This window comes from Mycobacterium heckeshornense, assembly GCF_016592155.1.
Taxonomy (GTDB): domain Bacteria; phylum Actinomycetota; class Actinomycetes; order Mycobacteriales; family Mycobacteriaceae; genus Mycobacterium; species Mycobacterium heckeshornense.
Genome location: NZ_AP024237.1, coordinates 2,525,374 through 2,543,920 on the forward strand (window position 1 = coordinate 2,525,374; position 18,547 = coordinate 2,543,920).

An 18,547-nucleotide genomic window follows, 5' to 3' on the forward strand; every position below is an offset into this window, starting at 1 on the left:
TCATGCCGGGTGCCATCTCGTGTACGGTGCGGATACGCGATGACCACTTATCCCAGGTGACACAGATCACAACGAAAGGGCGGGCGATGGCGCGCAACGCAAACGGCGAGGGCTCGATTTACAAGCGGATGCGGAACGGCCGCCCGGCGGGATACGTGGGCGCACTCCCCTACCACGACGACAACGGCGAGACCAAGCGCGTGCGCGTTTATGCACCCACGCGCGCCGAGGTCCGCAACAAACTGCGCAAGGTGCGCGAACGCATCGAGTCGGGCGCGCCGGCCCGCGACGCCAAGATGCCCGTCGGGGCGTGGCTGGCGCACTGGCGCGCAACGACGTTGGCGGCCAGCGACCGCAAACAGGCGACACGCGAGCTGTACTCGAATCTGTCACGGCGGCACCTTGAGCCTGAGCCGTTCGGTGCGATCCGACTCGACAAGCTCAAGCCCAGCGACGTCGAGACGCTGGTGTTGGCGTTGCGTGCCAAGACAAAGCCTCCGCGCACTGAGGGCGAGGAAGTGCGGCGTGCGCTGTCCGACTCAACGATTCGCCAGACCTACACAGTTCTGCGGGCCGGGCTCGACGGCGCAGTGCGCGACGGTCTCCTCGCCAAGAATCCGGCCGCCGCGGTGAAGCGGCCCGGCGTCGCACGCACCGAGGCGAGGCACCCCGACCCCGATGCCGCCGCCGCCGTGCTCAAGCACGCGGCCGAGTCGCGCTATCACACGGCGGTGGTGTTGATCGCGGCGACCGGGCTGCGGCGCGGCGAGGTGCTGGCGCTGACGTGGGACCGGGTTGACCTCGACGCCGGGCTGCTCAAGGTGGCAGCGACGATCGGGCGCGTTGGCGGCCAGCTCGTAGTGAGCGAGCCCAAGACGGCCCGATCACGGCGCACGGTGCCGCTTGCGCCGGCCGTCGTGGAAGTGCTCCGCAAGCACAAGGCGACGCAGGCCGCCGAACGCCTCCGCGCGGGCAATCAGTGGCGCGACAGCGGCCTGGTGTTCACGACCGAGCTGGGCGGGCCGGTCGACCCGCGAAATCTGCTGCGCGTCGTCGAGGTCGCCGCCAAAGCGGCCAAGGTCGACGGTGTCGGCGTGCATACGCTGCGGCACTCCGCGGCCGTCGCCTGGCTTGAGGCCGGGGTGCACATCAAGGCGGTGGCCGACCTGCTGGGGCACAGCTCGATCGCGGTCACCGGCGACGTCTACGGGCACACCAGCGACGATGCGGCGCGGGCCGCTGTCGACGGACTCAGCAGCGCCCTCGGGATTTGAGGCGCGTTGCCTCCGCGTTGCCATCTATACCCCCTACGGGTACAAAAATTGCAGCCTCGCAATTCCGCGAGACCGCCTCTTACCTGCGAAAACTTCGGTCGGGCTGACAGGATTTGAACCTGCGACCACTTGACCCCCAGTCAAGTGCGCTACCAAACTGCGCCACAGCCCGGTGTCGCCGTCGCTGTATCGGCGGCAGGTCGAAAGCCTACCCGAGAACGCGGCTATCGCCGCAATCCCCAACCGGGCGACCAGGTTCGGGTTTGTCCACAGTTCGGGGTTCATCCACAGCGGACAGCTTGCACGGTGATCAATGTCGGTCATCGCCGATAGGATCTCGAACATGGGTTCGACTTGCGTGGGTGCTCCGCCGGAGGTGACTGCGGCGTTGGACGCCTTGGATGTGGCGGTGGCGCGGGTTCGCGAGTTGGACTTCCACCGCTATGAGCCGGCGGTGCGGCTGCGGGCGTTAGAGCACCTGGAGGACTCGAGGCGCCAGCAGGCGGTGGCCAGCCACGACCTGATCGCAAGCCTGGCCACAGAGGAGTTCGCGGCCATCGGTGGGGCGCCCCACAAGGTGATCGCCGACTGGCTGCGCATCAGCTGCGCCGAGGCGCGCCGGCGCATCCGCAACGCCGAACAACTCGCCCCTGGCCGCACACTCACCGGACAAACGCTGCCCCCGCAGCTGCCGGCCACCGCCGCGGCGTGGCGATCGGGGCTACTCGACGAGCAGCACCTGCGGGTCATCCAGACCTTTGTGCACGAGCTGCCCGACATCACCCCGCTACCCGTGGTGGTGGAGGCCGAACGATTCCTGGCCGAGCACGCCACCCAGCTGCGCCCCGACCAGCTCGACAAGCTGGCCCAGCGCTATGCGGTGCTGATCAATCCCGACGGCAAATTCTCCGACACTGATCGGGCCCGCCAGCGCGGCTTCACCTGGTGCGGGCAACGCCGCGACGGAATGAGCATCGGCAAACTCGTCGCCTCCCCCGAACTACGCGCCCACCTCGATGCCTGGCTGGCCCGCTTCGCCGCCCCGGGCATGTGCAACCCCGACGACCAAACCCCCTGCACCAACGGCACACCCAACCACGAAGCAGCGGGCAAGGACCTGCGCACCCACGCCCAACGCCAACACGACGCCCTCAACGCGCTGGTACGCGGCCAGCTCGGCGACCCCAACCTTGGAACACACAACGGATTGCCCGTCACCGTGATCGTGTCCACCACACTCAAGGAGTTGACCGCCGCCGCCGGGCATGCCCTCACCGGCGGCGGAACGCTATTGCCGATGCGCGACCTGATCCGCATGGCCAGCCACGCCCACCACTATCTGGCCGTCTTCGACGACCACGACAACCGCCCCCTCTATCTCGGGCGCACCAAACGCATCGCCTCACCCGATCAGCGGGTGGTGTTGTATGCCAAAGACCGCGGCTGCACAGCACCCGGCTGCGATATGCCCGGCTACTGGTGCGAAGTCCACCACACCGACAACTGGGCCCGCGGCGGGCACACCAACATCGACAAATTGACTCTGGCCTGCCAACCCGACCACACCCTCGCCGAGCAGGGCTGGCGCACCATCAAAAACACCAACGGCCAAACCCACTGGATCCCCCCACCCCACCTCGACCACGGCCAACCCCAAACCAACAACTACCACCACCCCGAACGGTTCTTCGACAACGACCCCGACACCCGCTGAGTGGACTAGAGGGTCAGTGGCAGTTAATTCGGGCCAACTACGACAATCGTCGCGCGGAGCGCGCTGGGCCATGGCCGGCGCCCGTAGCAGGCACCAGGCAGTCAGCGTGGGCGTGCACCCAGCTTCTCCCGCACGCGTACGTTGATCCGGATCGGGCTGCCCTCGAAGCCGAACGCCTCACGCAGCCGTCGTTCCAGGAACCGCCGGTACCCAGCCTCCAGGAACCCGGTGGTGAACAACACGAATGTGGGCGGGCGGGCGGAGGCCTGTGTGGCGAACAGGATGCGCGGCTGCCTGCCGCCTCGCACCGGCGGCGGTGTCGCGGCGATCACGTCCTTCAGCCACGCGTTCAATCGGCCAGTGGGAACCCGGGTGTCCCACGACGCCAGCGCCTTTTCCAGCGCCGGTACCAGCTTCTGCACTGCCCGACCGGTCTTGGCGGAAATATTGACCCGCTGCGCCCAGCGCAGTTGCACCAGTTCCCGGTCGATCTCGCGTTCCAACAGCTCGCGCCGATCCTCGTCGACCAGGTCCCACTTATTGAAGGCCAGCACCAATGCCCGGCCGGCCTCGATAACCATCGACACGATCCGCTGGTCCTGCTCGGTCAATGGCACGGAGGCGTCGATCAGCACGATCACCACCTCTGCGGCATCGATTGCCCCATGCGTGCGCACCGACGCGTAGTACTCGTGCCCCCTGGCCTGGCCGACTTTGCGGCGCAGACCGGCCGTGTCGACGAACCGCCACACCTTGCCGTCCAGCTCGATCAGCGAATCCACCGGATCGACGGTGGTGCCGCCGACCTCATGCACCACCGCCAGCTGATCGCCGGCCAGCCGATTCAGCAGCGAGCTCTTGCCGACGTTGGGTTTGCCCACCAGCGCCACCCGCCGCGGCCCGCCGCCTGCCGACGCCGTCTCGGCTACCTCAGGCAATGCGGCCACCACCTCGTCCAGAAGCTCGGCAACACCTCGCCCGTGCATCGCGCTGATCGCGTAAGGCTGGCCCAGCCCCAACGACCACAGCGCCGCCGCGTCGGCCTCTCCCTTATCGCTGTCAACTTTGTTGGCCGCCAAAAAGACTGGCTTCCCCGAGCGGCGCAGGATACGAGCGGCCGCCTCATCCCCCGCTGTCGCGCCCACCACCGCGTCCACCACCAGGATCACCGCGTCGGCGGTGCGCATCGCCACCGCCGCCTGCTCGGCCACCAACTGCTGCAGCCCCTTCGCGTCCGGCTCCCACCCGCCGGTGTCTTGCACGACGAACCGCCGGCCGGTCCACAGCGCGTCGTAGGAAACCCGGTCTCGGGTCACGCCGGGCACGTCTTGCACGACCGCTTCGCGGCGACCCAGGATCCGGTTGACCAACGTGGACTTGCCCACGTTCGGCCGGCCCACCACCGCCACCACGGGCGGCGCCTCGGCAGCGACTTCCTCGAGCTCCCAGTCGCTTTCGTCGCTCCAGGTACCGTCCTGGCTCATCGCACCGCCTCGCTGCGCTGCTTGACCAACTCCAGCAGATGAGCGATCACCTCGGTCTCGGTCATCTCGCTGGTGTCGACGACGACGGCGTCGGCGGCCGCCCGCAGCGGCGACACCGCGCGGGTTGAATCGAGGTGGTCACGGCGGCGCACATCGGCGAGCACACTGTCGTAGTCGTCGGACAAACCTGCGGCAATGTTCTGGTCATTGCGCCGCTGCGCCCTGGTCTCCGCCGACGCGGTCAGAAAGATCTTCACGTCCGCATCAGGCAATACCACCGTCCCGACGTCGCGGCCCTCTACCACGATGCTCGACGGCCCAGCAGCCAGCTCGCGTTGTAGACCTACCAGCCGGGAACGCACAGCCGGAACAGACGACACCGCGGATACCGCCCTGGTGACTTCATCACCGCGGATTTCAACCGAAACATCTTCTGCGCCAAGATAACAGCGATCGACATCAGGGTCATACCCCACGGACAGCTGCACGCTCGCCGCCAGGTCGCCCACAGCCGCTTCGTCAGAGGGGTCGATGCCAGCGCGCAGCACTGCCAGAGTCACAATCCTGTACATCGCACCGGTGTCCAGATATCGGGCGCCCAATGCCCGCGCTAGTCCCCTTGAGACAGAAGACTTTCCGGTTCCAGCCGGACCATCGACGGTGACCACGACCGGGCTCACAGGCCCACCGCTTTGTACAGTTTCCCAACTTCGTTGCGGCCCAACGCCCGGATACTGCCCGGCCGCTGGTTGCCCAGCGATACCGGGCCGATATCGGTGCGCACCAGCGCCTGCACCGGAAACCCCGCAGCTGCCAGCAACCGGCGCACAATGCGTTTGCGCCCTTCGTGCAAGCTGACCCGCACCAGGGTTTTGCCCGGAACCGCGTCCACCACAGCGAAATCGTCCACCGCAACGCTACCGTCGTCCAGCTCGACGCCGGCGCGTAGTTTCTTGCCCAGCGCGCGCGGCACCGTCCCGGCCACTGTTGCCAGATACGTCTTGGGCACGGCATAGGAGGGGTGCATCAACCGATGTGCCAGCTCACCGTCGTTGGTCAACAGGATCAACCCCTCACTGTCGGCGTCGAGCCGACCGACGTGAAAGAGGTTCTTCTTGCCGCGCACCCGATGCGCGATCAAGTCTCCGATGCACGGACGCCCGCGATCATCCGACATCGTCGAGTGCATACCGCGCGGCTTGTTCAACGCCAGATACACCAGCGACTCGTCGACAATCACCCGAGCGCCGTCGACGCGGACCACCGATGCGTCCGGGTCGACCCGGGTGCCCAATTCCTTGACCAGCTGCCCATCAACCTCGACGCGCCCGTCGGTGATCATCTTCTCAGCCGCGCGCCGCGACGCAATCCCCGCCTGCGACAACAGTTTTTGCAGCCGGACGCCCTCAGCCATCACTCCTCGTCCGTGTCGAACGATGTGGGCTGCTCAGAAGCCGGGCCGCCACCGAGTTTGACGAAACGTGGCTCGGCGTCGAGAGATTCGCTGATGTCGTCAATGGTGTCGACGTCGGGCAGCAGCGGCGCGATGTCAGGGAGCTCGCCCAGCGATGACAGTCCCAGTCGCTCCAAGAACAGTTCGGTGGTGGCGAAGGTCGTCGCGCCGGTGTCGGGATCGGTGCCCGCCTCGGTGATCAGCCCGCGCGCCAGCAGCGTGCGCATGACGGCGTCGACGTTGACGCCGCGGACGGCGCTGACCCGCGCCCGGGTCACCGGCTGTCGATAGGCCACCACCGCCAGGGTCTCCAAAGCGGCTCGGGTCAGCTTGGTCCGTGAACCGTCGAGCAGCAGCCGCTCGACATAGGGCGCGAACCGGGCGCGGGTATACATGCGCCATCCCCCGCCCGCCTCGCGCAGATCGATACCGCTATCGCGTTCGGCCAGTTCGTCGGCCATCAGCCGCAGCTTGGCGGCGACCCGGTACACCGGTTGCTCGGTGACCGCGGCGAGCGTCTCCACCGTCACCGGGGTGTCCACCACCAACAGCAGCGCCTCGAGCACCCGGCCCAGCTCGTCGTCGTCGAGTTGCGGCGACGGCTCCAGGCCAGGGACGTCGAGACCCAAGTCGGGCTCGGGCATTTCCCCGTTCACCGGTGCCGTTCCTCCTCATCGCATTGCTCTGTCGTGCCGACGGCGCGGGTCATGGTTGGTCTTGCGTGTCCGGCGGCTGTGCTTTCACCAAGTCTTGGCTGGTCGGCCGTTCTCCGGTCCATGAAACCTGGAGCACACCAAGCGGTTCTGCCTGGTCGAATGCTACCGCTCCGGCCCGGTACAGTTCGAGCAGCGCCAGGAATCGGCCAACGATCTCGATCGGCGCCCCGCAGTCGGCGACCAGCTCGGAAAACGACGCCCAGACGCCGACACCCCGCGCTTCCAGCAGGTCCAGCAGCTGCTCGGCCTGCTGGGGCACCGAGACCGTCGGGTGGTGCAGATGCTCGGTGGCCACCACCGGCGCCGCCCGCGGCGCTAACGCGACCGCAGCGATCTGGGCAAACCTCTCGGCGTCGACACCGAGCAGAACCTCGGGCAGCAAGTTTGCGAACCGGTCCTCCAGCGACACCGCACGCGGATAGCTGCGCAACGCGGCCGCCTCCAGCTCGGCGAACATCTGGGCGACGTGCTTGAACGCGCGGTATTGCAGGAGCCGGGCGAACAGCAGGTCACGGACCTCCAGCAGCGCCAAGTCCTCCTGGTCTTCGACCTGTCCGGCGGGCAGCAGCCGCGCAGCCTTGAGGTCGAGCAGCGTCGCGGCGACCACCAGGAACGCGGTGGTCTCTTCCAGCTCGAGGTCGGGTCCGATCGCACGGGTGTAGGCGATGAATTCGTCGGTGACCTGATGCAGCGCCACTTCGGTCACGTCGAGCCGGTGCGCGAAGATCAGTTGCAGCAACAGGTCGAACGGCCCCTCGAAGTTCGTGAGCCGGACCTGAAAGCCGTTCTGGGGGGAGACGTCGAACTCCAGGCGATCGTTCACGCGCCGAAGCGGTCGATGACCTCGCGGGCCAGCGAGCGATAAGCCTCGGCGCCGCTCGACTTGGGCGCCCAGGAGGTAATGGGTTCGCCGGCGACACTGGTCTCCGGGAAGCGCACTGTCCGAGTGATGACGGTGTCAAACACGAGGTCGCCGAACCGTTCCACGACGCGGGCCATGACTTCACGGGCGTTGACCGTGCGCGGGTCATAGCGGGTGATCAGGATCCCGGTGATTTCCAGCTTCGGGTTGAGCCGATCGCGCACCTTATCGACGGTATCCGTGAGCAGGGCCAGCCCGCGCAGCGCGAAATATTCGCATTCGGTGGGGATTACCACGCCGTCGGAGCATGCCAGGCCGTTGACGGTGAGCAGCCCCAGGGACGGCTGGCAATCGATCAGCACATAGTCGTAGCGGTCGAGCACTGGATGCAGCGCCCGCGCCAGGGTCTGCTCGCGACCCACCTCATTGACCAGCTGAATCTCGGCGGCCGACAGATCGATGTTGCTCGGCACCAGGTCCATGTGCTTGACGCGGGTATGGATCAGCACGTCGTCGATCGACACCCGCGGCTCGACCAGCAAGTTGTGGATGGTGCTCGCCAACTCGTAGTGCGGCACACCGAGTCCAGCCGAGAGTGCGCCCTGCGGGTCCATGTCCACCAGCAGCACGCGGCGCCCGTAGTCGGCCAGCGCGGCGCCCAGGTTGATGACGGATGTGGTCTTGCCGACACCGCCCTTCTGGTTACACATTGCGACGACCTTTGCCGGACCGTGCGAAGTACGGGGTTTGGGGTCGGGAATCACCCGGGGCGGCCGTCCGGTGAGGCCTATTCCTGCGCCACCGTTGTCGGCGTCGTCGGTCATGGGCGCCAATCCTCGATCCCGGCTACCCCGGCGCCGTCGTGGTCGCCGCGGGTCATGCCCTGCCGCGGCTTGTCATCGACCGCTCAGAGACAACGAGCGGTACCGGGCTGGTGACGGACAGGCTAGCGGCGAACATCGCAGGAAAGTCTAACGGCTTAACGCGCCTGCGCCGGGAAACCGGTAGCCAAGGTACGCAGCCGATACTCGAGCCACGCAGCTATCGTGTCGGCCATGACCCTCAAGCAGCGTGTCCCGTTCTTGCGGTGGTCGGTGTGGCGGATGGCGACCGGTAACCGCAACATCCTCACCACGGGCCAGATCGGCGACGGACGCGAGGCCGCAGCCGTCGAATATGTGCTGACAAACGCCCGCGCGGGTGATGTCGACGACGTGCTGGCCACCCTCGACCGGTTCGCCTACGAGAAGTCGATGCTGATCAACGTAGGCCCGGAGAAGGGGGCACTGCTGGACGCGGCGGTCCGGCGTGCCGACCCCAGGCTCGCCCTCGAGCTCGGCACCTACTGCGGATACGGTGCGCTACGGATTGCCCGTGCTGCGCCCGCCGCCAAGGTGTACTCGGTCGAACTCGCCGAAGCCAACGCCGTCAACGCCCGGCAGATCTGGGCGCATGCCGGTGTCGGTGACCGGGTGACCTGTGTGGTCGGCACCATCGGCGACGGGGGGCGGACACTTGACGCGCTGGCCACCGAACACGGCTTCACCGCCGGCGCCCTGGACTTCCTGTTCCTCGACCACGACAAGAACGCCTACCTGCCCGACCTGCGGAGCATCCTCGACCGGGGCTGGTTGCACCGAGGTTCGATTGTCGTCGCCGACAACGTCAGGGTCCCCGGCGCGCCCAAATATCGCGCCTACATGCGAGCGCAGCAGGGCAAGCTGTGGGACACCGTCGAGCACAAGGCACACGTGGAGTACCAGACGCTGATATCCGATCTCGTGCTGGAGTCGGAATACCTGGGCTGACCACCGCGCCACGCAGCGCTAGCGTGCCCGTGGGTGCGCACCGGCCCACACTTCGCGCAGAGCATGCACAGTCACCAGCGTGTAGATCTGGGTTGTCGTGACCGAGGCGTGCCCCAGCAACTCCTGCACCACGCGAACGTCGGCACCCCCGTCGAGCAGGTGAGTCGCAAAGGAATGTCGCAGCGTGTGCGGCGATACATGTGCGGTGATGCCGGCGCGTTCGGCCGCGTCCTGCAATACTTGCCACGCGCTTTGCCGCGACAACCGCCCACCGCGTGCGTTGAGGAACATGCTGGGTATCCCGCGGCCCCGCCGGGCCAGTTCGGGGCGTCCGCGCACCAGGTAGGCCTCCAGCGCCTCCACCGCGGGACGCCCGACCGGCACCAGCCGCTGCTTGCCGCCCTTGCCGCGCAGCAGCACCGACCTGGCATGCATATCGACGTCGTCGACATCAAGCCCGACAGCTTCGGAGATCCGGGAGCCGGTGGAGTACAAGAACTCCAGCAGCGCCCGGTTACGCAGTGTCAACGGGCCGTCCGACGGGCTGTCGCCGCCCGCCGCCGCCAGCAGTGCGAACACCTCGTCGATGGTCAAACTCTTGGGCAGCCGACGCCCCGGGGTCGGCGGTTTGACCTCGCGCGCCACGTCCACGTCGGTCAGCCCTTCGGCGGCGGCGAACCGGTGCAGGCCACGCACCGCGATCAAGGCCCGCGCCGCTGACACCGCCGAGAGCGGCGCCGCCCCGGCCTCGGGATCACCACGCCGCAATGCCACCAAAAATTCGCTCACATCGTCCTCACTGACCTTGGCCAGGTCATCAATCCCGCGCATTGCCAGGTGCTCGCAGTAACGACGAAGGTCGCGGCGATACGAACTCAGCGTATTGGCGGCCACACCCCGCTCGATCGTCAGATGGTCGAGGTAGCCCTGCACCTGCGTCATCACCGGCGGCGCCAACGTGGTCATTGCCCGCTACGGCGCGCGGCGAACGCTGTCGGTCGATCGACCCATGGCGCGTCCACCGGCCGAGGCTGCGCGATGCCGCTGCGCACTGCGGCTGCGGCCAAAATCCCGGACACGGCAAGGGCATTGACGATTTCCCCGCTGAACACCCGTCGTACCGCTTCGGTCAGTGGATACCAGTGCAGCGTCATGTCGGCTTCTTCGTCATGGCCTTCCGGTCGACCGACGTCGGTCAGACCGGTGGCCAGATAGACCCGCACAGACTCGTCGCTGAAACCCGGCGTGGAGTCCAGGTCGACCAGCACCTGCCACGTGTTCGCCTCAAGCCCGGCCTCTTCCCGCAGCTCCCGAGCGGCTGTGAGATGTGGTGGCTCACCGTGGATGTCGAGCAGCCCGGCCGGCAGCTCCCACAGCCGGCGCCCGAACGGATGCCGGTACTGATAAACCATCGGGATGTTGTCGTCATCGTCCAGCGCGACGACGCCGACAGCGCCGTAGTGCTCGACCACCTCGCGGTTCACCACCTTGCCGCCCGGCATCAGCACCTGATCTTTGCGGAGCGCAAAAATTTTCCCGGTATGCAGAATTTCGGACGATATCGTCTCGAAGACGTGGTCAGCCACGGGCGACGGGCTGGGGTTCGGGTAGCGGCTGCCCGACGCCGGTTCGAGGTTCGTTGCCGTTGGGCCGCTGCTCGGGGATCTCCACCGGCAGCCGTTCGGCGGCCTTGTACTCGATTGCCGCACCGACGAACGCGACGAACAGCGGATGCGGCCGCGTTGGACGGCTTTTCAACTCCGGGTGCGCTTGAGTGCCGACGACGAACGGATGGACCTCCGGCGGGTATTCGACAAACTCCACCAGATGGCCGTCGGGCGAGGTACCACAGAATCGCAGCCCGCTCTCGGCGATTTTCTCGCGGTAAGCGTTATTGACCTCGTAGCGGTGCCGGTGCCGTTCAGAGACCTGTGTAGTCTGGTACGCTCGCGCGACAATCGAATCAGGTTCCAGCACAGCCGGATAGGCGCCTAGCCGCATGGTGCCGCCCAGATCCGCCTCGCCTGCGACGATATCTGTCTGGTCGGCCATGGTCGAAATAACCGGGTAGGGGGTGGCGGGGTCGAATTCGGCTGAATTGGCTTCGGTGAGACCGACCGAGCGGGCGGCTTCGATCACGATACACTGCAACCCGAGGCAAAGCCCCAGCACCGGTAAACCTCTGGTCCGCGCGTACCGGATCGCGCCGATCTTGCCTTCGATGCCGCGGATGCCGAATCCCCCGGGGATCAGCACCCCATGCACGTCGTTCAACGCCGCCGCTGCGCCGCCGGGCTCTTCGCAGTCGTCGGACGCCACCCAGCGCATTTCTACCTTTGCACGGTGCTTGAATCCGCCGGCGCGCAACGCTTCGGTCACCGACAGGTAGGCGTCGGAAAGGTCAACGTACTTACCTACCAATGCGATTCGCACGGTTTCTTGCGGCTCGTGAACCCTGCGAAGCAAGTCGTCCCATTCGGTCCAGTCGACGTCCCGGAACGGCAGGTTGAGTCGGCGCACCACGAACGCGTCGAGCTCTTCGCGGTGTAAAACCTTCGGAATGTCGTAGATCGATGGAGCATCCGGGGTGGAGATCACGCCGTCGATGTCGACGTCACACATCAATGCGATCTTGTTTTTCAGGGGTTCGGGAACATCGCGGTCGCAGCGCAGGATCAGCGCGTCCGGAGTGATACCGATGCTGCGCAGGGCGGCCACCGAGTGTTGGGTAGGTTTGGTCTTCAGCTCGCCCGAGGGCGCCAGATAGGGCACTAGCGACACATGCAGAAAGAAAACGTTCTCCCGGCCTAGGTCGTGGCGGACCTGCCGGGCCGCTTCCAGAAAAGGCTGCGATTCGATATCGCCGACAGTTCCGCCGATTTCGGTGATCACTACGTCCGGGCGATTGCCGTCGGCGTCGGGCTGAGCCATGGCCAGGATGCGCCGTTTGATTTCATCGGTGATATGCGGGATCACTTGGACCGTGTCGCCGAGGTACTCGCCGCGACGTTCTTTCGCTATGACTGTCGAATACACCTGTCCCGTAGTGACATTCGCTGATCCGGACAGGTCGCGGTCGAGGAATCGTTCGTAGTGACCGACGTCGAGGTCTGTTTCGGCACCGTCCTCAGTGACGAAAACCTCCCCGTGCTGGAACGGGTTCATGGTGCCCGGGTCGACGTTGAGGTAGGGATCGAGTTTTTGCATGGTCACATGCAATCCGCGGGCAGTGAGCAATTGACCCAGACTACTGGCGGTCAGCCCCTTGCCGAGGGAGGAAACCACGCCGCCGCTGACGAAGAGGTGCTTGGTGGCGGTCTGCGGGTGCTTGCGCACGATAGCCACCTCCGTGAAGACGGGCAGGACTACGCTGTGTGTGCTGTCACGCACTGGGCCTGCCGACCCACGGACATCCACCCTAACACCGACGGCGTCGCACCGTCGCTAACACGCCCGGGGAGCGCCGCTACTGTGCGACGGTCAGCGACGTGGCACCATGGCCGATTCCGTACTGGCCGGTGTGACCGCCGTTGATCAGCTCGTGCAACCCCAGGACCACTGTGATCCGGCCCGGCTCGGCGTCAATGTCGTCGACGGTGGTAATCGCTGACGACATGCCGGGATCGGCGCGGGTCACGGCAACGGCGGCCGTTCCGCTGGCCGATCCGTCCCGACCGGCCAACACGGCACCCGAACCGTGTGGCGCCAGCGCGGCAGCGAATCGCGCCGCGCTCACGCCCTGGTTTCCGGCGTCCTCGCCGAGTGCGCCGCCGGTGATGACCACGGCCGCGTTCGCCGCACCGATATGCGTGTCGGAGGGGTAGGCGATGAAGCCGGTGTCGCGCAAAGCCGCCAGCACCACGTCTCGCTGGGCGTCGTCCACGGCGGGGACCGCGGGATCACGGTTGATCAGTAACGCGATACCGAGCAAATCACCGGCCTGTGAACCTTGATCGACGAACTTGGTGCTCAGCTGTGCGCCGGCGGGCACAATCGACGAGTTAACGACAGAACGCAGCTTTTCCGCGGAGTTGGCGTCGACGAATTCCTGTGTAAGTCGCACAGTTCCGGTGACCACGCCTCCGGCCTGACCCATCAGCTTCGACACCGCTTCCACGTCGTCGTCTCTGGCGTCGGGTGTGCGAAACACAACCACCGACTTGCCCGCCAGCGCGTCGTGCACCACCCGTCCGGCCATCTGGGCTGCGAAATCATTTGCTGCGCTGAGTTTCTCATTAAGTGCATTCTTCTGGTCGTTAAGCGTATCGATCTGGGCGTGCAAATCTCGCTTCTCCGCCCGCAAACCGGACAACACCGTGTCAGACAGCAGCCCGGACCCCAACACGACCCCGAGCGCCAGCGCTACAAACACCGCAGCCAGCGAAATCGCATGGTGGCGTAGAGATATCACTTTAGCGCCGTTTAGGTGAGCCGGCCTTGCACCCAAACGGACAAGCGGTTCCAGTACTCGACGACCCAATGCATCACCGCGGCATCGGCGCGCGATACCCACAGCACGGCGATGACGGCGATCAGCATGGTCAGCACTAGAAGCGCCACGGCGCCACCGGACATGTGGCTGCGATACAGCGTGGCGACCGCCTTCGCGTCGACCAGCTTCTCGCCCACTCGCAGCCTGGTAAGAAACGTCGACGGGTTGCTGGCCACGCGGGTTCGGTCGAAGAACGTCTCGATGTTGGCGGTGTGTCCGGCGGTCACCAAGAGAGCCGCGCCGTGGTGGTCGGCCAGTAGCAGCGCCAGGTCGGTGGCCGAGCCGGCGGCCGGGAACGTCATCGCCCCCACGCCGAGATCTTGAATGCGTTCCAGACCCGGCGCATGCCCGTCGGCATCGGCGGGCAGCACGACCTGGGCGCCGCATTTGAGGACTTCGGCGCTCATCTGCTCGGGGTCGCCGACAATGATCTGGGGACGATATCCCGCCTTGCGCAACACGTCTGCCCCGGCACCGACACCGATCAGCACCGGCTGATATTCCTTGATGAACGGCTTGAGCGCCTTCACATCATCGGCGGCGCCCGGCTCGTCGGACACCACCACCACGTGGCGGCGGCGCAGGTCGACGTCGATGTCGGGAATCCCGATGCCATCGATCAACAACGGGCTTTCGCTGCGGATGAACTCAATCGTGTTGCCCGCGAAAGCCTCCAGGTGGGCGACGAGCCCGCTTTTCGCTTCATGCATCAGGTCGGCGATGTCGTGGTCGGTACGTTCGGTGCCGCGAATGAGCCGGCGGTCACCGGAGTACACGCCGCCGTTGTAGAGCCGGACCTTGGCGCCATCCTTGACTTTCTTGAAGACCTCCGGACCCGTCTCGTCGATCAGGGTGACCCCGTTGGCCACCAGCACCTCCGGGCCAAGGTTGGGATAACGCCCGGACACCGACGGGGACGCGTTGACGACACCGGCAATTTCGGCTTCCACGAGCGCATCGGCGGTCACTCGGTCCAGATCGAGCACGTCAAGAACAACGATGTCACCAGGACCCACACGGCGCAGTAGCCGGTCGATATCACGGTCGACCCGGGCGGTGCCGACGACGCCGGGCCGGTCGGCATTACGAGACAGCAGGGCAGACATCTTCATGGGCCGATTCTGTCGGCGGAATTCCCCGGTCGCGGGGAGGCGCGCCGTAACAATAGCCTCATTAGTTATAACTTGTCACACCAACCACAGGAACTATGGCGCGGCGATGCGCTCGGCTTGCGCCGCCTCGAGCAGCTCGCGGGCGTGCGCACGGGCGCTGTCCGAATCGCCGAGCCCGGCCAGCATCCGGGCCAGCTCCGCGACGCGGTCCTCGCCGTCCACGCGGCGCACGCCGCTGGCGCCGTCCCGGCCGATGGTGTCGACCACCAAATGCACATCGGCATAGGCTGCCACCTGCGGCAAGTGCGTGACCACGATGACCTGATGGGTGCGGGCGAGCCTGGCCAGCCGCCGCCCGATCTGCACCGCGGCACGCCCACCGACGCCGGCGTCGACCTCGTCGAAGACCATCGTGGTGCCCGCTGACCGTCCGCTCGACGCGGCCAGCACCACCTCCAAGGCCAGCATCACCCGCGACAATTCCCCACCCGAAGCGCTTTTGGACAGCGGCAGCACCGTAGTCCCGCGGTGGGCGGCGAAGCCGAATTCGACCTGGTCGATTCCGTCCGCCCCGGCGTGCACCAGCTGGCCCGACGGCAGTCTTAGCGCGGCGGGATCGTCGTCGTTGGCCGTCGTGGTCGTCACCGTGACGGTAAGTTCGGCGTCGGCCATCGCCAGCCCGGTCAGCTCCGCGCTGACCGCTGTGGCGAGTCGGTTGGCCGCATGCCGGCGAATCTTGCTGAGATCTGTTGCGGCTTCGGCCAATTCGGCTGTGAGATCGTCGACGCGGCGCTGCAGCGTGGCCAACGCCTGTTCCGAGACATCGATTTGCGCCAGCCGGTCGCGGGATTCACTCGCCCAGCGCAACACGCCGTCGATGTCGGCGGCGTACTTGCGGGTGAGCGTGCGCAGTTGGGCCTGGCGGGCGAGTTTGGTGTCCAGTGCGCTGGCGTCGGCGGGCAGCTCGGCCAAGTAATCGCCGAGCTCGCGAGCGGCATCGGCAACCACCGCCAAGGCTTCGTCGAGTTGGCCGGCCAACGCGAGCAGCGCGGCGTCATCAGTCGCCTCCAACGCCGATTTCGCCCCGGCCAGCAAGTCTGCGGCAGAGCGTGGCTCCGCCGCAAACTCGCCAGCCCCGTCGCTGTCGGGCAGTGTCCCGGATAACGCTGTGCGCGCACTGGCCGCGGCTTCGCGCAGCGCGTCCAGTTCGGAGAGCCGCCGAATGTCGGCGAGCAGCGCCTCGTCCTCACCCGGCTCGGGGTCGACGGTGGCGATCTCGTTGAGGGCGAATTTCAATCGATCCGCCTCCTGGGCCAATTCCCGGGCATGGTTGGTGCGGTCGACCAGGTCGCGGCGGGCAGTCTGCCAAGCCTCGCGGAGTTTGCGGTAGCGCTCCAGACTCGAGCCGGCCTCAGCGAAACGGTCCAGCGCGTTGCGCTGCTCGTCGGGCCGCATCAAGCGCAGTTGGTCGTTTTGGCCGTGCAACGTCAGCAGCCCGGTGGTGAAGCTGCTCAGCGACTTGGCGGGCACGCTGCGGCCGCCCAAGTAGGCGCGTGACGGCCCGTCGCGGCTAACCGAGCGTAACGCGATCACACTCCCGTCCTCGTCCCGCTCGGCTCCCGAGGCGTCCAGGATGTCGTCGATCTGTGCGGCGATTCGTTCGTCGAGATCGACTGTGGTGAAGCGACCTTCGACGAGAGCACGCTCAGCGCCCGAGCGCACCCGGGCGGCGTCGGCGCGGGCCCCGCCGAGTAGGTGCAAGCCGGTGACCACCATGGTCTTGCCGGTGCCGGTCTCACCGGTCAACACGGTCAGGCCCCGGTCGAATTCCGCGGTCGCCACGCTGATGGCGCCCAGCGACTCGATGCGTATTTCACTCAACATCGGCCGGCACCGTTACCGCCCGCGCCATCCGCTGACCGGGAGCCGGAACTTGCGCACCAGACGGTCGGTGAACGGCGCAGAGTCCAGCCGCGCCCACTTCACCGGGGTATCGCAGCGTGTCACCTCGAGCCGCCCGCCGGCCGGTACCTGCATTTCGCGGCGCCCGTCGCAAAACACCAGGGCGTTGTGGCCATCCGACTCCACCTCAATTGCGATGGTGGCGTCGGGGCTGGTGACCATCGGCCGGGCGAAAAGGGCGTGAGCGTTGTTGGGTACCACGAGCAGCGCCTCCAGGTCGGGCCACAACACCGGACCCCCCGCGGAGAACGCGTACGCGGTCGAGCCCGTCGGCGTTGACACCAACACCCCGTCGCAGCCGAATGTCGACACCGGTCGACCGTCGACTTCCAGAACTACCCCGAGCACACCCAGCCGTGACCCTTTTTCCAGGCTCGCTTCGTTCATTGCCCACCCTCGGTCGACGACCCGGCCCTCAGCGCGCACCACGATGTCGAGGGTCAGCCGGTCCTCGATCCGGTAATTTCGGGCGACCACCCGTTCCAGGACGGCATCGATAGCCTCGGCCTCGGCCTCGGCCAAGAAACCGATTCGGCCCAGGTTGACTCCGAGCACCGGGATGTTCGCGGTGCGGGCCAACTCGGCCGCGCGCAGAAACGTGCCGTCGCCCCCGAGTACCAGCACCAGTTCGCATCCTTGAGCGGCGCGCGAGTCCGCATCGACCACTTCGATGTCGACACCCAGGGCCCGCATGTCGTCGGGCGACAAGTGCACCGGTCCCCGGTCGATTGCCTCAGCTGACAGTGCGCGCAACCCAATTCCATTGTCGGCCAAACTTTTTTCGACTCTGCGCGCGGTCTCGGTCACCTCGTCGCGTCCGGGGTGGATCACGAGCAGGATCGTGCGGTCGCGGGTCATTGCGGGCCCTCGGCAACGGCATTTTGCGCGGCCGACACCAACTGGTCACCGGATAGCGGGAAATCGGTGCGGGCGCGCAGCCACAGGAAGTATTCGACGTTGCCCGACGGTCCGGGAAGCGGGCTGGCGACCACACCGACCGTGTGCCAGCCCAACTCCTCGGCGCGCCGAGCGACGGCGAGTAGCGATTCGCAGCGCAGCTTCGGATCCTGCACCACCCCGCCGGCTCCTACTTGACCCTTCCCCACCTCGAACTGCGGTTTCACCATGGGAACGATATCGGCGTCCGGCGACGCGCAGCCAGTCAAGGCGGGCAACACCGTGGTCAGCGAGATGAACGACAGGTCTGCGACCACCACGTCGACCACGCCGCCGATCGCCTCGGGCGACAGTTCGCGAACGTTGGTGCGCTCGACCACGACCACCCGTGGGTCGGTCCGCAGCGACCACGCCAGCTGCCCATAGCCGACGTCGGCGGCGACTACTTCCCGCGCACCCCGATCCAGCAAGACTTCGGTGAACCCACCGGTTGATGCGCCCGCGTCCAGGCAGCGTCGTCCCTCGACGGCGATACCGAAAGCATCAAGTGCGCCAAGGAGTTTATGCGCACCCCGGGACACCCACCTGCGGTCGTCAGGGCGCGTCACGCTCACCGTGGCGGTGACGGGGACGTTGGTGCTCGGCTTGATCGCCGGGATTCCGTCGATGCTGACCCTGCCTGCCCCGATCAATTCCGCTGCCTCGTGACGGGATCGCGCTAATCCGCGCCGAACGAGTTCGGCGTCAATGCGGGCACGCCGAGGCATGCCGGT

General features: G+C 66.5%; 17 protein-coding genes and 1 tRNA gene. 3 read left to right on the top strand and 15 right to left on the bottom strand.

The window, feature by feature from the left end; genetic code table 11:
- Positions 1-86: 86 nt before the first annotated feature.
- Positions 87-1,274 carry a tyrosine-type recombinase/integrase gene (locus MHEC_RS12095; protein WP_048893762.1) on the top strand — a complete coding sequence of 396 codons (1,188 nt, stop codon included), beginning with the start codon at positions 87-89 and terminating at the stop codon, positions 1,272-1,274.
- A 98-nt stretch (positions 1,275-1,372) separates the two neighbouring features.
- Here the strand turns inward: MHEC_RS12095 and MHEC_RS12100 are convergent.
- Positions 1,373-1,446 (bottom strand) — tRNA-Pro (locus MHEC_RS12100).
- Positions 1,447-1,617: 171 nt separating this feature from the next.
- Here MHEC_RS12100 and MHEC_RS12105 point away from each other — a divergent pair.
- Complete coding sequence (locus MHEC_RS12105; RefSeq protein ID WP_201399508.1) at positions 1,618-2,988, top strand: HNH endonuclease signature motif containing protein; 1,371 nt, start codon at positions 1,618-1,620, stop codon at positions 2,986-2,988.
- 101 nt (positions 2,989-3,089) lie between these two features.
- Here MHEC_RS12105 and der read toward each other — a convergent pair whose 3' ends face one another.
- The 6 genes from der to MHEC_RS12135 are packed head-to-tail and all read right to left on the bottom strand — an operon-like array spanning position 3,090 to position 8,327.
- The gene (gene der, locus MHEC_RS12110) at positions 3,090-4,472 is read right to left on the bottom strand and encodes a ribosome biogenesis GTPase Der (protein ID WP_048893577.1); all 1,383 of its coding nucleotides are present in this window, start codon (positions 4,470-4,472) and stop codon (positions 3,090-3,092) included.
- Positions 4,469-5,152, bottom strand: a complete 684-nt coding sequence (gene cmk, locus MHEC_RS12115) for a (d)CMP kinase (RefSeq protein WP_048893576.1) — start codon at positions 5,150-5,152, stop codon at positions 4,469-4,471. The genes der and cmk overlap by 4 nt, the downstream gene beginning before the upstream one ends.
- Positions 5,149-5,886 carry a pseudouridine synthase gene (locus MHEC_RS12120; protein WP_048893575.1) on the bottom strand — a complete coding sequence of 246 codons (738 nt, stop codon included), beginning with the start codon at positions 5,884-5,886 and terminating at the stop codon, positions 5,149-5,151. The genes cmk and MHEC_RS12120 overlap by 4 nt, the downstream gene beginning before the upstream one ends.
- The gene (gene scpB / locus MHEC_RS12125; RefSeq protein ID WP_372507354.1) at positions 5,886-6,581 is read right to left on the bottom strand and encodes an SMC-Scp complex subunit ScpB; all 696 of its coding nucleotides are present in this window, start codon (positions 6,579-6,581) and stop codon (positions 5,886-5,888) included. Before scpB ends, MHEC_RS12120 begins: the two co-directional genes overlap by 1 nt.
- 49 nt (positions 6,582-6,630) lie before the next feature.
- The gene (locus MHEC_RS12130; RefSeq protein WP_048893573.1) at positions 6,631-7,464 is read right to left on the bottom strand and encodes a segregation/condensation protein A; all 834 of its coding nucleotides are present in this window, start codon (positions 7,462-7,464) and stop codon (positions 6,631-6,633) included.
- Positions 7,461-8,327: a ParA family protein gene (locus MHEC_RS12135; RefSeq protein ID WP_048893572.1), complete on the bottom strand. Its 867-nt coding sequence runs from the start codon at positions 8,325-8,327 to the stop codon at positions 7,461-7,463. The genes MHEC_RS12130 and MHEC_RS12135 overlap by 4 nt, the downstream gene beginning before the upstream one ends.
- A 231-nt stretch (positions 8,328-8,558) precedes the next feature.
- Here MHEC_RS12135 and MHEC_RS12140 point away from each other — a divergent pair, with 231 nt between their 5' ends.
- Positions 8,559-9,311 (top strand): O-methyltransferase, encoded by a 753-nt coding sequence (locus tag MHEC_RS12140; RefSeq protein ID WP_048893571.1) that lies wholly within the window; start codon positions 8,559-8,561, stop codon positions 9,309-9,311.
- 18 nt (positions 9,312-9,329) lie between these two features.
- On the opposite strand, the gene xerD is transcribed toward MHEC_RS12140, so the two are convergent.
- The 8 genes from xerD to MHEC_RS12180 form a co-directional block, all read right to left on the bottom strand.
- Complete coding sequence (xerD, locus tag MHEC_RS12145) at positions 9,330-10,277, bottom strand: site-specific tyrosine recombinase XerD (protein WP_048893570.1); 948 nt, start codon at positions 10,275-10,277, stop codon at positions 9,330-9,332.
- On the bottom strand, positions 10,274-10,897 hold the full coding sequence (locus MHEC_RS12150; RefSeq protein ID WP_048893569.1) for an NUDIX domain-containing protein: 624 nt from the start codon (positions 10,895-10,897) through the stop codon (positions 10,274-10,276). The genes xerD and MHEC_RS12150 overlap by 4 nt, the downstream gene beginning before the upstream one ends.
- Positions 10,890-12,647 (bottom strand): CTP synthase, encoded by a 1,758-nt coding sequence (locus tag MHEC_RS12155; RefSeq protein ID WP_048893578.1) that lies wholly within the window; start codon positions 12,645-12,647, stop codon positions 10,890-10,892. Before MHEC_RS12155 ends, MHEC_RS12150 begins: the two co-directional genes overlap by 8 nt.
- A gap of 130 nt (positions 12,648-12,777) precedes the next feature.
- Positions 12,778-13,722, bottom strand: coding sequence for a copper transporter (locus tag MHEC_RS12160; RefSeq protein ID WP_048893568.1), 945 nt, complete (start codon positions 13,720-13,722; stop codon positions 12,778-12,780).
- Positions 13,723-13,733: 11 nt separating this feature from the next.
- Positions 13,734-14,915, bottom strand: a complete 1,182-nt coding sequence (gene steA / locus MHEC_RS12165) for a putative cytokinetic ring protein SteA (protein ID WP_048893567.1) — start codon at positions 14,913-14,915, stop codon at positions 13,734-13,736.
- A gap of 93 nt (positions 14,916-15,008) precedes the next feature.
- The gene (gene recN, locus MHEC_RS12170; protein WP_048893566.1) at positions 15,009-16,799 is read right to left on the bottom strand and encodes a DNA repair protein RecN; all 1,791 of its coding nucleotides are present in this window, start codon (positions 16,797-16,799) and stop codon (positions 15,009-15,011) included.
- Positions 16,800-16,811: 12 nt separating this feature from the next.
- A complete protein-coding gene (locus MHEC_RS12175; RefSeq protein ID WP_048893565.1) occupies positions 16,812-17,735 on the bottom strand; it encodes an NAD kinase in 924 nt (307 codons plus the stop codon).
- The gene (locus tag MHEC_RS12180) at positions 17,732-18,541 is read right to left on the bottom strand and encodes a TlyA family RNA methyltransferase (RefSeq protein WP_048893564.1); all 810 of its coding nucleotides are present in this window, start codon (positions 18,539-18,541) and stop codon (positions 17,732-17,734) included. Before MHEC_RS12180 ends, MHEC_RS12175 begins: the two co-directional genes overlap by 4 nt.
- Positions 18,542-18,547: the final 6 nt, after the last annotated feature.

Bases quoted from the DNA above. Each gene is read 5' to 3' on its own strand.
- MHEC_RS12140 (WP_048893571.1), top strand. From the start codon at position 8,559: ATGACCCTCAAGCAGCGTGTCCCGTTCTTGCGGTGGTCGGTGTGGCGG.
- MHEC_RS12180 (WP_048893564.1), bottom strand. From the start codon at position 18,541: ATGCCTCGGCGTGCCCGCATTGACGCCGAACTCGTTCGGCGCGGATTA.
- recN (WP_048893566.1), bottom strand. From the start codon at position 16,799: ATGTTGAGTGAAATACGCATCGAGTCGCTGGGCGCCATCAGCGTGGCG.
- xerD (WP_048893570.1), bottom strand. From the start codon at position 10,277: ATGACCACGTTGGCGCCGCCGGTGATGACGCAGGTGCAGGGCTACCTC.
- MHEC_RS12175 (WP_048893565.1), bottom strand. From the start codon at position 17,735: ATGACCCGCGACCGCACGATCCTGCTCGTGATCCACCCCGGACGCGAC.
- MHEC_RS12095 (WP_048893762.1), top strand. From the start codon at position 87: ATGGCGCGCAACGCAAACGGCGAGGGCTCGATTTACAAGCGGATGCGG.
- MHEC_RS12120 (WP_048893575.1), bottom strand. From the start codon at position 5,886: ATGGCTGAGGGCGTCCGGCTGCAAAAACTGTTGTCGCAGGCGGGGATT.
- MHEC_RS12135 (WP_048893572.1), bottom strand. From the start codon at position 8,327: ATGACCGACGACGCCGACAACGGTGGCGCAGGAATAGGCCTCACCGGA.
- der (WP_048893577.1), bottom strand. From the start codon at position 4,472: ATGAGCCAGGACGGTACCTGGAGCGACGAAAGCGACTGGGAGCTCGAG.
- steA (WP_048893567.1), bottom strand. From the start codon at position 14,915: ATGAAGATGTCTGCCCTGCTGTCTCGTAATGCCGACCGGCCCGGCGTC.
- MHEC_RS12105 (WP_201399508.1), top strand. From the start codon at position 1,618: ATGGGTTCGACTTGCGTGGGTGCTCCGCCGGAGGTGACTGCGGCGTTG.